Below are 16,782 nucleotides of genomic sequence, written 5' to 3' on the forward strand. Positions count from 1 at the left end.
GTAATAAAAACATAACTAAAGTCATAGTCAAGAAAAATCCAGAATATGAGAGCGATTTTGTTTGAAACAAGCCAGACAATTAATGTATTTATTGTATCATTAATTACAGAATTATTGGCTTTGAGCTTAGTATTACCCGCAATAGCTCAAGTCACATCTGATGGTACTACCAACACCATTGTCAACCAAAATAATCATAATTTTAATATTATTAATGGTATAGAAAAAGGTAGTAATTTATTTCACAGCTTTAGCAATTTTTCTATACCTACGGGTAGTACAGCAACTTTTGATTTAACCCACACACCTAATATTACGACTATATTTAGTCGGGTGACTGGTGGAAATGTTTCCCAGATTGATGGATTAATTCAAACTCTTAATAGTAATAATCCCGTAAGTTTGTTTTTGATGAATCCCAATGGAATTGTGTTTGGGCAAAATGCCGCGTTAAATATTGGTGGTTCCTTTATAGGTACGACAGCAAATAGTATTAAATTCGCTGATGGCACAGAATTTAGTGCAGTAAATCCGACTGGGACACCATTGTTGACAATGAGTGTGCCGATTGGGTTGCAGATGGGGATTAATTCCGCCGAGATTCAAGTCAATGGGCAAGGACACAATGTTACTAGAGTCGGTGCTTCTCTGCTGAATCGTGGCAATACGAGTACAGGACTACAGGTAACTCCTGGTAATACATTGACCTTAGTAGGGAGCGACATTTTTCTAGATGGTGGTGTGTTATCAGCTAATTCTGGAAAAGTGGAATTAGTTGCTTTGCACAGTGGGCAATGGACGCTCGGAAAAGGGGATTCTTTAGGAACGGTAGATCCAAATCTCACATCGCAATTGGGGGATATTCAACTCCGATCTGCATCGCTCGTTGATGTAAGCGGCATCTTCTCTGGAGCAGTGCAGATGATGGGACAAAATATTCGCTTGCAAGATGGTTCGATCGTGATGGGACAGAATTTCGGGGAACAACCAGGGCGAGATTTCCAAATCATCGGACGTGAATCGATAACCTTAAGTGGCACAACACCTGCTGTTTCTAGCCGAATCGTAACTCAGTCGCTAAGTTTCGGCAAAGGAGGTGATATTCAGGTCTCTGCTCCACACATTGCCCTCAGTGATGGATCAACGATCGCTTCACACACCTTTAGTTCAAGTTCAACTGGCGATCTTACTGTTTATGCACCTGAGACCTTAACCCTAACAGGATTTTCTCCCTTGGATATCTCGAATATCACTGCATTGGTCACTACAACCTTTAACACTGGAACTGCAGGAAAAGTAACCGTATTCACAAGTACGCTCACCTTAAACGAGGGTGGAGGAGTGTCGTCTGCCACACTCAGCAAAGGCGATGGGGGGTTAGTCACAGTCAATGCGACCAATCTTATTGCTATAGACGGAATATCTCCTTTTGCAGGTAGTGGAATTAGTTCGATTTCCTTTGGTCCAGGAAATGCAGGAGATATTGTCATTAATGTACCCAAATTGAAGATTAGCAATGCCGGCACTGTTTCTTCCAGTGGGAATGCCAATGGAAATGCAGGTAACATTTGGGTTCGCGCTTCAGATTCGATCGACATTTTTAACAACCAGATCCCCGATCCATCGCTTCCCCCAGAGCTAATACCTTTGACTCACATTACTTCAAGCGTTTACATTTATCCTCTCTACCTTCGACTGTTGTTAGGACTCCCAGACGTTTCTACTGGGAATGCCGGTTCAGTTCACATCTATACACCAAATCTCACCCTGACCAATGCAGGAAAAGTGACTGTGAACAATTTTGGGACTGGCAATGGGGGATTCATTGATATTCATGCCGATCGGATTACCCTGAAAAATCAAGCACTCATTTCTGCAATTACTGCTTCAGGCGATGGCGGCGACATTAATCTTCAAACTCAGGAATTGTTACAGCTGCGTCAAATGAGCCAGATATCGACAGAAGCAAGAAATAATGGAGATGGGGGAAATATCTCCATCCAATCGCCGATTCTACTCGGTTTAGAAAATAGTGACATCATCGCCAATGCAGAGGGAGGTCGCGGTGGCAACATTAACATCACAACTCAAGGGATTATTGGTTTAGAATTTCACAATACTCTCACACCAACAGAAGAACTTACCAATGACATCACAGCCAGTTCTCAGTTTAATGTCAATGGTTCTGTACAAATTAATAATATTGGTATTGACCCTAACTCCGGCTTAGTAGAATTACCTGCAAGTATCACTGATTCATCGCAACAAATAGCTAGTGGTTGTAGTGCAAATCCTGGTAGTAGTTTTGTCGCTACTGGAAGGGGTGGTGTACCGCAAAATCCCACACAGGAAATCAGGAGCGATCGCACTTGGTCTGATCTTCGCGATATATCTGCATATCGCAGCAAAGAGCAAGTACAAGCCCAAATGCCCGAATCACCACAGGCTCTTGTGCAAGCTACATCTTGGCATCGCAATCCTAACGGTAAAATTGAGTTAGTCGCTGTTCACGGTGGCTATACGCAACGGGATTTAACCTGTACTGCTGTGCTTCAAAGCCAACTGTGACACATGGCGACACGTTAAATTAATGTTATCAATCATGCTATTTCGGGAAACCTAACTTATCAGTTACAGCACAGGATTTATTGATAGCATGAGAGCGATTCGTACAGTAAAAAGCCAGAGACTTAATGTATTTATCGCAACAGTTAACTCAGTATCCTTGATTTTGGGAATAATACTACCCGCGATACTCCTTTGGAGTGGCTGCGCCAACGCTCAGGTGACATCTGATAGCACTACTAACACCATTGTCAACTCTGATGGTAGTAATTTTACTATTCTTAATGGTGTTAAAAAAGGTAATAATCTATTCCACAGCTTCAGTAAATTTTCTGTACCGAATGGTGGTTCAGCAACCTTTGATTTGGTTAACACACCCAATATTACAACTATATTTAGTCGAGTCACAGGTGGAAATGTTTCGGATATACAGGGCTTAATTAGCACAATAAATACTCAGAAATTAGTAAGTTTGTTTTTAATTAATCCGGCAGGAATTGTATTTGGAGAAAATGCCCGCTTGAATATTGGCGGTTCGTTTGTCGGCACGACAGCTAACAGTATTAAATTTGCTGATGGTGTTGAATTTAGCGCGATTAATTCCCAAAATCAGCCACTTTTAAGCATTAATGTTCCTATTGGATTGCAAATGGGCAACAATCCAGTAGCGTTGGCGCAGCCCGCCGCAGGCATCACTATTCAAGGTACAGGGCACTCATTAGATAATGCTAATGGACAACCGCCTATAATCGTGGCTCCCAGTGCTACTGAACTGCGGGTACAACCAGGACAAACCTTAGCTTTAGTAGGTGGTAATTTATTTCTTAATGGGGCAACTTTAACTGCTAAACAAGGGCAAATAGAATTAGGTAGTGTAAGTGGTGCAGGACTGGTGAGCCTGATACCAACAGCACAGGGTTATACCCTGGGTTATGAAAATGGGCAAAGCTTTGGCGATATTCAGATAGCACAAAAGTCGCTATTGGATGTAAGTGGAGTTAATGCAGGTTCTGTACAGATTCAAGGGCGACATATCCAATTCACAGATGGTTCGCTAGTACTGTCACAAAACTTCGGTGATTTACCTGGTAGAAAAATTCACCTGCAAGCATCCGCAACCATCGATATGATTGGTGCAAGCGATACCTCAATTTGGAGCGGGATTCGGATTGAAACTTTTGGTATTGCATCTGGTAGCAATATTAGCGTTATGACTCCAAAGCTGACACTCCAGCAGGGAGCAGGGTTGAATAGTACAACCTTAGGCACAGCTACGGGTGGGAATATCGAAGTTCAGGCAGGAGCAATTGAAATATCTGGCTTTTCACCAATTAATCCTACTGGTGTTAGTAGTCTGAGTACTGGTAGCTATGGTTCTGGAAATGCTGGTGATGTCTTGGTAAATGGCAATAGTTTAGTAATATCAGACGGAGCCTCACTATCTTCATTTACATTTACCAGTGGCTCCAGCGGTAAAGTTACAGTGAGTAACAAAAATACTACAGTCATGGGAGAAAGTGTTTATGGAGTCTACAGCAACCTTAGCTCAACCACCTTGGCAACCGGAAATGCCAAAACCTTGACGCTGGATACTGCTAGGTTACAAATTCTCGACGGTGGAGTAGTTGCAGCAACTACATTCTATACAGGTCATGGGGGCGATCTGAACATTAATGCTACAGAATCGATCGAGGTTAGTGGTCGCAGTCGGAGTAATAACAGCAGTATCAACTCATCTGTTCTGCACTTACCTTCGCAATTGCAGCAGGTATTAGAGCAGAGATTTGGTCTGCCAAATCTACTAGCAGCCAATGCGGGTAATGCAACCATCTCCACACCCAACCTCATATTGACCGATGGTGGTAGTGTGAGCGTGACAAGTCAAGGTAGCGGCAATGGTGGCAATCTCAATATTACAGCTAATAACATCCGCTTAGAGCGTCAAGCCAGCATTCAGGCACAAACAGAATCAGGTAATGGCGGTAATCTGACTTTACAAGTAGGACAATTGTTAATGTTGCGGGACAAAAGTGCGATCGCCGCTACAGCAGGAGGTAATGGTGATGGCGGTAACATTAATATTAATGCACCGATAATTGTCGGCATAGAAAATAGCGACATTATTGCTAATGCATTCCGAGGTAGAGGTGGCAAGATTCAAATCGCCACTCAGGGGATGATTGGATTGCAATTTCGTCCTCAGCTTACCCCAGAAAATGACATCACCGCCAGTTCTCAATTTGGTATGAGTGGCACAGTGCAAATCAATAATATCGGCGCTGACCCGAATTCTGGTTTAATTGAATTACCTGTAAATGTTACAGATCCATCCCAGCAAATTGCTACAGGCTGTGCTAGCGATCAAGGCAGTAAATTTGTAGCGACAGGACGAGGTGGGATACCAGAAAACCCAATTCAGGAAGTCAAGAGCGATCGCACTTGGTCGGATGTTCGCGATTTGACTGCATATCGCCAAAATAACGCATTTACAGCTAAAATTACCCCATATCCAGATATTATTGTCCAAGCTACATCTTGGCATCGTCGTGCTGATGGCAAAATTGAGTTAGTTGCAAGTCAATCTTCTATTGAGAGACAACAACCATTAACCTGTGCGGCGATTCCTAAGAGTTAATTTGTGTTTGAATTAATTGCAGATAAATATCGTTTCAGTTTAAAACAAGTATTAACCCGTATTAATGCTATTTAAAGCGTAATTAAAAGCTAAATAAATCCTTTGATATTGTTGATTGTTAGGATTTCTATGATTTCGGGAAATCTAAATTGTGTCATATCAAAGGAGTATTTAAGACATGAGGGCAATTAAGTTTCTCGCAGCATTCACCACAGGATTATTGACTGCGGGGATGGTATTACCTGCAATGTCTCAGATTTCATCTGATGCTACCACTAACACAATTATTAACTCTAATGGTAATAATTTTCAGATTATTAACGGTATTGAAAAAGGTAATAATTTATTTCATAGTTTCAGTAATTTTTCAGTGCCCACAGGTGGTTCAGCAACTTTTGATTTAGTGAATACACCAAATATTACAAACATATTTAGTCGAATTACAGGTAATACTATTTCTAATATTGATGGGTTAATTAGCACAGTTCATGGCAATAACCCAGTTAGTTTATTTTTAATGAATCCCAATGGGATTTTATTTGGTCAAAATGCCAGATTAAATATTAGCGGCTCATTTGTCGGCACAACGGCGAATAGTATTAAGTTTACAGATGGCACAGAATTTAGTGCTGTGAATTTAACTGAGAAGCCATTATTAACTATGAGTGTACCGATAGGCTTACAGTTTGGTCACAACTCAGGAAAAATTGCCTTACAAGGAACTGGACATCATCTCACCTCTCAAAATCCACTGATTACACCCTATGTTCCTAGAGTCTTAGAGAGTAATTTAGCTGTGACACCGGGACAGACATTAGCTCTTTTGGGTTCTTCTATTGACCTAAATGGTGGGATTTTGCTTGCTCCAGAGGGACGGGTTGAACTGGGTGGTGTAGTTGAAGGTGAAGTTAAACTCAATAGAGCCAATCAAGGATTTAACCTGGATTATCAAAACATCCCTACATTTGGTGATATTAATTTTACAGAGCGATCGCTGGTGAATGTCAATGGCATTAATGCGGGTTCTATTCAAGTACAAGGTCGCAAAGTTAGCCTCACAGACGGCTCTGTATTATGGGTGCAAAACCGAGGAATTCAAAAGGCTGGGGATATCCATGTTTTCGCCTCTGATACTCTGAAATTGTCTGGTGCAACTACTGATATGAAAATCCGTACCAGTATAATCAACGAGACCGTCAGCAGTGGTATGAGTGGTAATATTAGCGTTGTCACACCAAATTTAAGCGTTAACAACGGTGCAGTAGTTGGTAACCGTAATTATAAATCTGCCGATAGTGGTTATATCAACATCACAACCTCTAATTTGAATGTTAATGGTTACATTTCTACCGACCCTTCAGCCTACGCAGCAATCGGAACACTCACATCCTCTACAGGAAAAGCTGGTGATGTGAAAGTCACAACACAGAATTTATCTGTGTTCGACGGTGCTTATCTCGGTTCTACAACCTTTGGACTTGGTACGAGTGGTGCAGTTACAATTGATGCCGATAGCGTGAATGTCATTGGCGCAACTCCTATAAGTATTGCTAGCGTCATTGCTAATACGACTATTGGTCATGGTGGTAATGCTGGGAAACTGAGACTGAATACTCGCACACTCACAATCAAGGACAGTGGTAGTGTAACAACTGCGAGTCTTGGGGTAGGTAATGCAGGTGATTTGACTGTTAATGCGACGGAATCGATTAATTTAAGTGGTCGATCGCCAAGTATTACCTATGGTAGTAATATTTCTTCAACTGTCAGTTCTCTGACGGCTAATTATTATACCCAATTATTAAATGGGAGTGAAATTCCTAGAGGATCTTCGGGACAGGTGACTGTCAATACTCCTATCCTCAAAATTAGCGATGAAGCCAGAATTAATACTGGTAACTATGGGATTGGGAATGCAGGCGCACTGAACATCAATGCCGAAATGGTGGAGTTAAATAAAGGCTTTTTAGCGAGTTTTACAGCTTCAGGACAAGGTGGTGATATGAATATCCACACAAACGCGCTTATTCTTCGAGATCAGAGTTTGATTATCGGAACTGCTTTAGGTTCAGGAGATGGCGGCAACATTATGATTAATTCGCCAGTTATTGTTGGATTTAACAACAGTGATATTATGGCTAACGCGGTCACAGGTCGAGGTGGTAACATTCAAATCACAACTCAAGGTATCTTTGGACTGAAGTTTCGCCCCCAACTGACTCCAGAAAATGATATTACAGCCAGTTCTCAATTTGGTGTTAATGGTACAGTACAAATCAATCATGTTGGTATTGACCCCAACTCTGGTTTAGTAGAACTACCTGCAAATATTACTGACCCATCACAGCAAATTGCTACAGGATGTGCAGATCCTAGTGGTAGTAGTTTTGTCGCCACGGGACGAGGTGGAATACCACAAAATCCCATGCAGGAAGTGATGAGCGATCGCACTTGGTCTGATATGCGTGATATCTCTGCATATAGAAAAACGGCTGAAGTAATTACTCAAATACCTACATCACCAGCAGTTTTCATCCAAGCTACATCCTGGCATCGTAACGCCCAAGGTAAAATTGAGCTAGTAGCAGCTAAATCTGCTACTCAAACGCAACAACCATTAACCTGTGCGGCTATTCCCAAAAATTAATTTGCTTTGAGAAACAAAATATAAAGAATATAGTCAGCGATCGCACTTGCTCTAACACTGTAATCTTTCAAGATTCAAAAGAAGTGGGAAAGTCAGAGCACAAATATTTCAATCTCTAGAGGTTTTTGTCTAAGCACATCTTGGCATCTTAATGTTCCATACACAATTGACTTAATTGCACATAAACATCTTCTAAATTTAAAATGAGTATTAACTCATATTAATGCTTTTCAAAGCGTAATCTAAAAGCAAATAAATGCTTTGATATTTTTCATTGTTAGGATTTCTACTATTTTGGGAAATCTAAATTGTGTTATATCAAGAGAGTATTCAAGACATGAGGGCAATTAAGTTTCTCGCATCATTCACCACAGGTTTATTGACTGCGGGGATGGCATTACCTGCAATGTCTCAGGTGATTTCTGATGGTACAACTAATACAATTGTCAAAACCGATAATAATAATTTCACAATTATTAATGGCATAGAAAAAGGTAATAATTTATTTCATAGTTTCAGTAACTTCTCAGTTCCTAGTGCTGGTTCAGCAATTTTCGATTTAGTAAAAACACCGAATATTACCAACATCTTTAGTCGGGTTACTGGGGGAAATGTCTCGGAAATTAATGGATTAATTCGCACAATTAATGGCAATAATTCTGTAAATTTATTGCTCATGAACCCAGCAGGGATTGTTTTTGGTAAAGATGCCATATTGAATATTAGCGGTTCATTTGTTGGGACAACAGCCAATAGTATTAAGTTTAGCGATGGTAGTGAATTTAGTGCCGTAAATGCAACTACACCATTATTAACAATGACTGTACCCATCGGTTTACAAATGGGTAGTGCTGCTAGTTCAATTCAGGTACAGGGTAAAGGTAATGATGGCATTATCCCGACGAATAATTTAGGAATAGTCGCCAGTCCTGGAAAGACAATTGCCTTAGTGGGTGGCGATATCAAATTTACAGGTGGTGTAATAACTGCTCCTTTCGGTCGAATAGAAATAGGTGCAGTCAACAGTGGGACAGTGAATTTAACACCCACACTCACAGGATGGCAATTAGGTTATCAGCAAGTTGCAGATTTTGGCGATATTCAACTTACAGAGCGTTCTTCACTTTGGAATCCTTATCCTGTGGGCAATCCCTTTGGCGGTATTCAAGTCATAGGTAGAGATATTCGCCTCGATCAATCGCAAATAGCGGCCGCAACAGTTGGTACAGGACAGGGTAGTAATATTACAGTGAATGCAGCGCGATCGCTCTCTTTGAGTGGAGTTAATCCTAATGCTATGGCTCCCAGTGCTTGGATTGTCAATCAAGTGGCGCAGAGCGCAACACGCAGTGGGGGAAATGTGAATATTCAGTCCGGGGATGTGACTTTACGGGATGGCGCAGCAATTGAAACCCTCAGCCTTGGTGCGGGGTCAGCAGGTCAAGTCAATGTAATCGCAGATACTATTACCGCTACGGGTGCTGTTGCTCTGAAATCGCCCTTAGCTCCATCTGGTAGCAGCAGTAGCCGCATTGCTAGCCAAACTTTCGCATCAGGTAATGGTGGAGATATCAGTTTAGTTGCTCGCAAACTCACTCTCGAAGATAGTGGTTTAGTGGGAACAATAGTCTTTCCTGGGGCAACCGGAAAAGGGGGAGATATTTCTGTAGATGTCGCTGATGAGATTTATGCTACTGGGGTCAGTCCCATTAGTTTAACCTTCAGTGGCATTGCTGCATATACATTTGGCATTGGTAATAGTGGTCATGTCAACATCAACACAGAGAAATTAAATCTCACAGAAGGGGGAGCTATTGTCACATTTGTTGTTCGCTTGAAAGGAATACCAGGGACAGGGATTGGCAATGCAGGCGATGTTTCGGTAATAGCACGGCAAGGTATTAATTTGGTAGGTACATCACCAGTTGTACCAACTCAACTTACCTTTCTTGGTAGTTCTACAACTGGCTCTGGTAATGGCGGCAATGTATCAGTTATAACGCCTATTCTTTCACTGCAAGCTGGAGCAGGTTTAGCAACAACCACTGTACCTGTGATTGGCAACTTTGGCGATCCCAAGCAGTCCAATAATTTGGGAAATAGTGGCAATATCACCGTGAATGCTGCAGAGCGTTTAACAGTCACTGGCATCAATAAGTTTACATTAGCTACTAGTTTCTTAGGAAGCGGTAACTATGGCAATGGCAAAACTGGGGATGTCAAGCTGCAAACTAATCAATTGTTCGTTCAAGATGGTGGGGCAATTGCTAACGGTACTGCTGCTACTGGTGATGCTGGAACTTTAACCATTCAGGCAAATAACATTCTGGTAGAAGGTAAGAATAACCGTCCCTCGGTGATTGGTGCTAGCGCACCCAAATTTAATGAAACCACCCGAAGATTTTATAATCTACCGGATGTGCCGACAGGCAACACAGGTGTGTTGAACATCAATACTCAACAGCTAACGGTTCGCGATGGTGGTAGTATTAGTGTTACCCATGAAGGTACAGGTAACGCTGGACAATTAAATATCACAGCCAATAGTATATTTTTAGATAGTGGAAATATAAATGCTGCTACTGCATCAGGAAAAGGTGGTAACACCAGCTTATTTCTAACAGATGCTTTCGTAATTCGTCATGGAAGTAAAATTACTACCGAAGCCCGCAGCAGTGGTAATGGTGGCAATATAACTATCAATACGCCAGTAATTGTCGGTTTAGAAAACAGCGATATCATTGCTAATGCCTTTGACGGTAATGGCGGTAATATTCAAATTAGTACCCAAGGTATATTTGGCTTAAAATATAGCCCCCAACTGACAAACGAAAGTGATATTACTGCTAGTTCGCAATTTGGTATAAATGGTACAGTAGATATTCAAAATTTTGGTGTTGACCCGAATTCTGGTTTAATTGAACTACCCGTAAATATCGCTGATTCATCCCAACAAATTGCTACGGGTTGTACTGGTAATAGTGCCAGTAGTTTTGTGGCAACAGGGAAGGGTGGAATACCACAAAATCCAATTCAAGGAGTAGGGAGCGATCGCACTTGGTCGGATATTCGTGATATCTCTACATTCAGACAAACACAAACTTTACAAGCTCAAATACTCCAACCTGCCAAGGTTCTTGTGCAAGCTACTTCTTGGCATCGTAACGCCTTGGGCAAAATTGAGTTAGTTGCAAATCCATCTTCGACTCACGTACAACCAGCCTTAACCTGTGCGGCTGTAGTCGAAAATTAGTTAAGTTAAAAATTTACTCAATTGGGAACAATAAATACAAAATCAAACATCAGAAATCGCTGAATGAAATTAACTTTTGTTGGGTTTGCTGTTCTCAGTGCAATCTGCATCTGTGCTATCGATCGCAATGGTGTTCGCGCACAAGTAATACCCGATCCCACCCTCAATACTTCTGTGACGGGAAGTCAGAGTTACACCATCACCAATGGTACTCGTGTCGGCAACAATTTATTTCATAGCTTTAGCCAATTCTCGATTCCTACTGGTGGTTCTGCATCATTTAACAATCCTACTGATATTCAAAACATTTTTACACGGGTGACTGGTGGTAATATTTCCAATATAGATGGTGTCATCAGTGCCAATGGTAGTGCCAACCTATTCTTACTTAACCCCGCAGGCATAATATTTGGACAACATGCCAAGTTGCAGATTGGCGGCTCCTTTGTCGGGACGACGGCCAGTAGTATTGAGTTTGCCGATGGCGTTGAATTTATTGCCATAAATCCTACTACTCTGCCATTGTTAACAATGAGTGTACCTATCGGCTTACAGATGGGTAGTTCTGCCAGTCAGATTCAGGTGCAGGGTCAAGGTAATGATGGCATTGTACCAACGAATAATTTAGGTATGGTCGCCAGTCCCGGACAGACTTTTGCCTTAGTTGGAGGAGAGATTACATTTACAGGTGGTGTAATTACTGCACCTTTCGGTCGAATTGAAGTAGGCGCAGTCAATAGTGGGAAGGTGAGTCTGATATCCACACCTACAGGATGGCACTTAGGCTATAAAGAAGTTGCAGATTTGGGAGATATTCAATTTACACAGCGTTCCTCACTGTGGAATCCCTATCCAATGGGCAATCCGTTTGGTGGTATTCAAGTAGTCGGTAGAAATATTACCTTAAATCAATCGCAAATTGCTGGTGCAACAGTAAGTACTGGACAGGGTAGTGATATTACAGTGAATGCAGCGCGATCGCTCTCTTTGAGTGGAGTTAATCCTAATGCGTTTGCTCCCAGTGCTTGGATTGTCAATCAGGTAGCGCAAGGAGCCACAGGAAACGGTGGAGGCGTGAATATTCAAGCTGGGGATATAACTTTACAAGATGGTGCAGCCATTGAAACTTTCACCCTGGGTGCGGGATCGGCTGGCAAAGTCCAAGTAATTGCAGATACCATTACGGCTAGTGGTAGCGTTGGCGTAACATCTCCCTTACGTCTATTTAGTAATACCACCAATAGCCGCATTGCCAGTGAAACTTATGCATCAGGAGATGGGGGAGATGTCAGTGCGATCGCTCGCAAACTGATTCTTGCAGATGGTGCAGCAGTGGAAACAGCTGTTTTTCCAGGAGCAACCGGAAAAGGGGGAAATATTTCTATTCAGGTCGCAGATGAGATTTATGTATCCGGACTTGCGCCTTTTCATCAAAGTGGTATTGCTGCTTACACATATGGGATTCGTAATAGTGGCAATATCAGCGTTTCTTCAGGGACATTTAATCTGATCGATGGAGGAGCAATTACAACTTTTACTTCTCGCTTGCCAGGTTTAGCAGGTACGGGTATTGGTAATGCTGGAGATATAGAGGTAGTAGCACGAGAAAGTATTAATCTAGTAGGAACATCACCAATTTCCCCCATCCAGAGCAGCTTTATTGGCAGTGTGACTACAGGCTCTGGTACTACCGGCAATTTGTCTATAACAACACCGATCCTATCGATGCTAGACGGAGCTTCTTTAGGAGCGACTGCCTTACCTATGCTTGGTAGTATGGGAGATCCCAACCAGGGTAATAATCTAGGGAACAATGGCAACATCACTTTAAATATAAGCGATCGCTTAATCGTCAGTGGGATTAATCCTTTTACTGGTGACAGCACCCTCTTAGGTAGTTTCACTGGTGGAAATAGCAATACTGGTGATGTAACAATCCTAACGAATCAATTGCTTGTGCTTGATGGCGGGGTAATTGGCAACACGACGTTTGGAGTCGGTAATGCAGGAACTTTAACTATCCAAGCAGATGAAATTCTGATAGATAGTAAAAATAACCTAGCTGGTGGGATTGTAGCTAACGCCCGCATTTTGAATGAAAATCAACGCCAATTTTATGGTCTGCCAAATTCTCCCACAGGTAACACAGGTGTTTTGAACATCAATACTGATCAGTTAACTCTTCGCAATGGAGGTATTATTAGCGTCACTCATCAAGGCATTGGCAACGCAGGAGAGTTAAATATCCAAGCCAATCAAATCTCTTTAGATGCTGGAGAAATTAGTGCTACCACCGCATCAGGAAAAGGTGGCAACATTAATTTAGCAGTAAAAAATACAATCTTGAGCCGTAATGGTAGTCAAATCACTGCTGAAGCAGGTAGTAATGGTAATGGCGGTAACATCAACATTCATGCTCCGGTGATTGTCGGATTAGAAGACAGTGATATCATTGCTAATGCTTTTAAGGGTAATGGAGGTAATATTCAAATTAGTACTCAAGGCATTTTCGGTCTGCAATACCGCAACCAATTGACAAACGAAAGCGATATTACTGCTAGTTCACAATTTGGTATTAACGGTACAGTCGATATTCATAATTTTGGCATTGATCCGAATTCTGGTTTAGTCGAACTACCTACAAATGTCACCGATTCATCCCAACAAATTGTTACAGGTTGTTCAGTAAATACTAGTAGTAGCTTTGTGGCTATTGGCAGAGGTGGAATACCACAAAATCCGGCTCAAGGAGTAGGGAGCGATCGCACTTGGTCTGATGTGCGTGATATCTCTACATTCCGGCAAAATCGCACAATTACAGCACAAATTCTCCAATCAAAAGAAGTACTTATTCAAGCTACATCTTGGCATCGTAACGCCCAAGGAAAAATTGAGTTAGTTGCAAGTCCATCTTCTATTGAGGGACAACAACCATTAACTTGTGCAGCGATTCCCCCCAGCAAACTATAACAGATGGCACCCTGGGTTAACCAAGTTATAAACTATACCATTTTGGGAACTCTAGCGTTAGTTAGATTCAAGGATAATTTTAGGCATGAGAGCGATCGCTTGTGTATCTACGCTAATCATGGGGTTATTACCTGTGGCAATTTGCAAAAGTGCGATACTCCTTTGGAGTGGCTGCGCCAACGCTCAGGTAACATCTGATAATACAACCAACACTATTGTTAACTCTAGTGGTAATGATTTTCAGATTCTCAATGGTATTGAAAAGGGTAATAATTTATTTCATAGTTTCAATAATTTCTCGGTGCCTACTGGTGGTTCAGCAACTTTTGATTTAGTCAATACAGCAAATATTACAAACATATTTAGTCGGGTAACTGGAGGAAATATTTCCGAAATTAATGGATTAATTCGCACAATTAATAGCAATAATTCCGTAAATTTATTTTTAATTAATCCCAAGGGAATTGTCTTTGGTAAAGATGCAGTTTTGAATATTAGTGGCTCATTTATTGGGACTACTGCTAATAGTATAAAATTTGCTGATGGGGCTGAATTTAGCGCTTTGAGTCCCCAAGCTACACCATTATTCAGCATGAATGTTCCTATTGGGCTGCAAATGGGTAATCAGCCAGCATCTATACAAGTCCAAGGTAGCGGACATGGTATCAGTATTAATAATGTTCTAGCTCCTGTAGTTCACAATCCTAGCTCAACCATGTTACAAGTACAGCCAGGAAAAACTCTAGCTTTGATAGGTGGAAATCTGAGTTTGAATGGTGCAACTCTTATGGCTAAAACAGGGCATATAGAGTTAGGTAGTTTGGCAGATGCAGGTTTAGTTTCTTTAGCGCCAACTACTCAGGGCTATCAATTTGAGTATGGTAACGGACAAAGTTTTAGTGATATTCAACTAATACAAAAATCGCTATTAGAAGTTAGTGGAGTAAATGCAGGTTCAATTCAGCTTCAAGGGCGTAAGATTGAATTTACTGAGGGTTCGCTATTGCTATCAACAAATCTAGGCAATCTTCCCAGTGGAAATATTAATTTACAAGCATCAGAAGCAATCAATTTTATTGGCACAACATCCGATGGAAAAATTCGCAGTTGGATTCGTAGCGAAGCTTTAGGAAAAGGGAATGGGGCAAATATCCAAATTATTACTCCTCGTTTAACACTCCAGCAAGGTGCAGGAATAAATAATACAAGTTATGGAATTGCTGACAGTGGCAATATTCAGATTCAAGCAGCAAACATAGAAATATCAGGTTTCTCACCTCTGAATAATGCTGGCGTGTCAACCATGACTACTAGCACATACGGTACAGGGAAAGCTGGTGACATTACTATTGATGGAAATACTTTACTAATATCTGATGGAGCTTCATTGTCCTCAGTCACATTTGGTCAAGGCTCTAGTGGTGAGGTAACAATTAATAATCAAAATATCACTGTCAAAGGAGAAAATCCTTTTGGGATTTATAGCAATATTACTACTACTACGTTAGCCTTGGGAAATGCTAAAGATTTGACACTGAATACTGGCACTTTACAAGTTCTAGATGGAGGTGCAATTGGTTCATCTGCATTTTTTATGGGTAATGGAGGGAATGTCAATCTCACTGCTAGGGAAGCGATCGCCATTAGTGGTAAAAGTCCTAACAATAACAGTAGTATTAACTCTTCTGCATACCGTTTAAGTCCGCAACTGCTTCAATTCTTTAATTTGCCGAATATACTAACAGCTAATGCAGGTAAACTCAGCATTACTACACCAAACTTGATGTTGACAGATGGTGGTACAGTGAGCGTTACTAGTCAAGGTACTGGGAATGGTGGCAATCTCAATATTACCGCCGATCATATTCAATTAAAAAATCACAGCTTAATTCAAGCGCAGACAGAATCTGGTAATGGTGGTGACATCAGCCTGCAAGTAGGCAAATTTCTTCTTTTGCGCGATCGCAGTAATATTACGGCTACAGCTGGTGGTTCTGGCAATGGCGGTAATATCAACATTAATGCACCTACTATTACTGCATGGGAAAACAGCGACATTATTGCTAATGCGGTGTTAGGAACTGGGGGAAATATCCAAATTGGCACTCAAGCTATTTTAGGATTAGAATTCCGTCCCCAACTCACCGATGACAGCGATATTACTGCTAGTTCACAATTTGGGGTTAGCGGTACAGTTGAAATTCACAACATCGGTATCGATCCCAACTCTGGCTTAGTAGAATTACCAGCTAATGTTACCGATCCGTCCCGGCAAATTGCTAGTGGTTGTGCTGATGCTAATGGTAGTAGTTTTGTCGCTACGGGAAGGGGTGGTGTACCAGAAAATCCTAATCAAGAAGTAAGGAGCGATCGCACTTGGTCTGATGTGCGTGATATCTCCCCATACCGCGCAATTGGGGAAGTTACAGCATCAATTCCTCAATCAAGAGAGGTTATTGTCCAAGCCACTTCTTGGCATCGTAACACCAAAGGAAAAATTGAGTTAGTAGCAAATCAATCTCCTACTGTGCAGCACCCATTAACCTGTGCGGGAATTGCCAAAAAATAGGATTGAAAAACATAGAACAAAAATCTAAACTAGTGTTAAATGGCTTAAACATTATTAAATAATGTTCGTTTTGAATATGTACCTGTATACTTAGCACGGAGTTGGAGACATTCCGTCTCGGATCAGTTTTAGTCGGGGTTTAA

General features: G+C 41.4%; 6 protein-coding genes. All 6 read left to right on the top strand.

All coding sequences use genetic code 11. From position 1 onward, the window contains the following. Window positions 1-45: 45 nt before the first annotated feature. The 6 genes from H6G41_RS07720 to H6G41_RS07745 all read left to right on the top strand — a co-directional run bounded on the left by H6G41_RS07720 (window position 46) and on the right by H6G41_RS07745 (window position 16,639). Window positions 46-2,568 (top strand): S-layer family protein, encoded by a 2,523-nt coding sequence (locus H6G41_RS07720; protein ID WP_190745170.1) that lies wholly within the window; start codon window positions 46-48, stop codon window positions 2,566-2,568. 88 nt (window positions 2,569-2,656) lie between these two features. After that, window positions 2,657-5,200 carry an S-layer family protein gene (locus H6G41_RS07725; protein ID WP_190745172.1) on the top strand — a complete coding sequence of 848 codons (2,544 nt, stop codon included), beginning with the start codon at window positions 2,657-2,659 and terminating at the stop codon, window positions 5,198-5,200. 178 nt (window positions 5,201-5,378) lie between these two features. Next, complete coding sequence (locus tag H6G41_RS07730; protein ID WP_190745174.1) at window positions 5,379-7,847, top strand: S-layer family protein; 2,469 nt, start codon at window positions 5,379-5,381, stop codon at window positions 7,845-7,847. A gap of 310 nt (window positions 7,848-8,157) precedes the next feature. Next, the gene (locus H6G41_RS07735) at window positions 8,158-11,100 is read left to right on the top strand and encodes an S-layer family protein (protein ID WP_190745176.1); all 2,943 of its coding nucleotides are present in this window, start codon (window positions 8,158-8,160) and stop codon (window positions 11,098-11,100) included. 63 nt (window positions 11,101-11,163) lie between these two features. Continuing rightward, window positions 11,164-14,070, top strand: coding sequence for an S-layer family protein (locus H6G41_RS07740; RefSeq protein WP_190745178.1), 2,907 nt, complete (start codon window positions 11,164-11,166; stop codon window positions 14,068-14,070). Window positions 14,071-14,155: 85 nt separating this feature from the next. Then, the gene (locus H6G41_RS07745; RefSeq protein ID WP_190745181.1) at window positions 14,156-16,639 is read left to right on the top strand and encodes an S-layer family protein; all 2,484 of its coding nucleotides are present in this window, start codon (window positions 14,156-14,158) and stop codon (window positions 16,637-16,639) included. The last annotated feature ends 143 nt before the right edge of the window (window positions 16,640-16,782 follow it).

This window comes from Tolypothrix sp. FACHB-123, assembly GCF_014697075.1.
In the GTDB taxonomy this organism is placed as follows: Bacteria; Cyanobacteriota; Cyanobacteriia; order Cyanobacteriales; family Nostocaceae; genus Aulosira.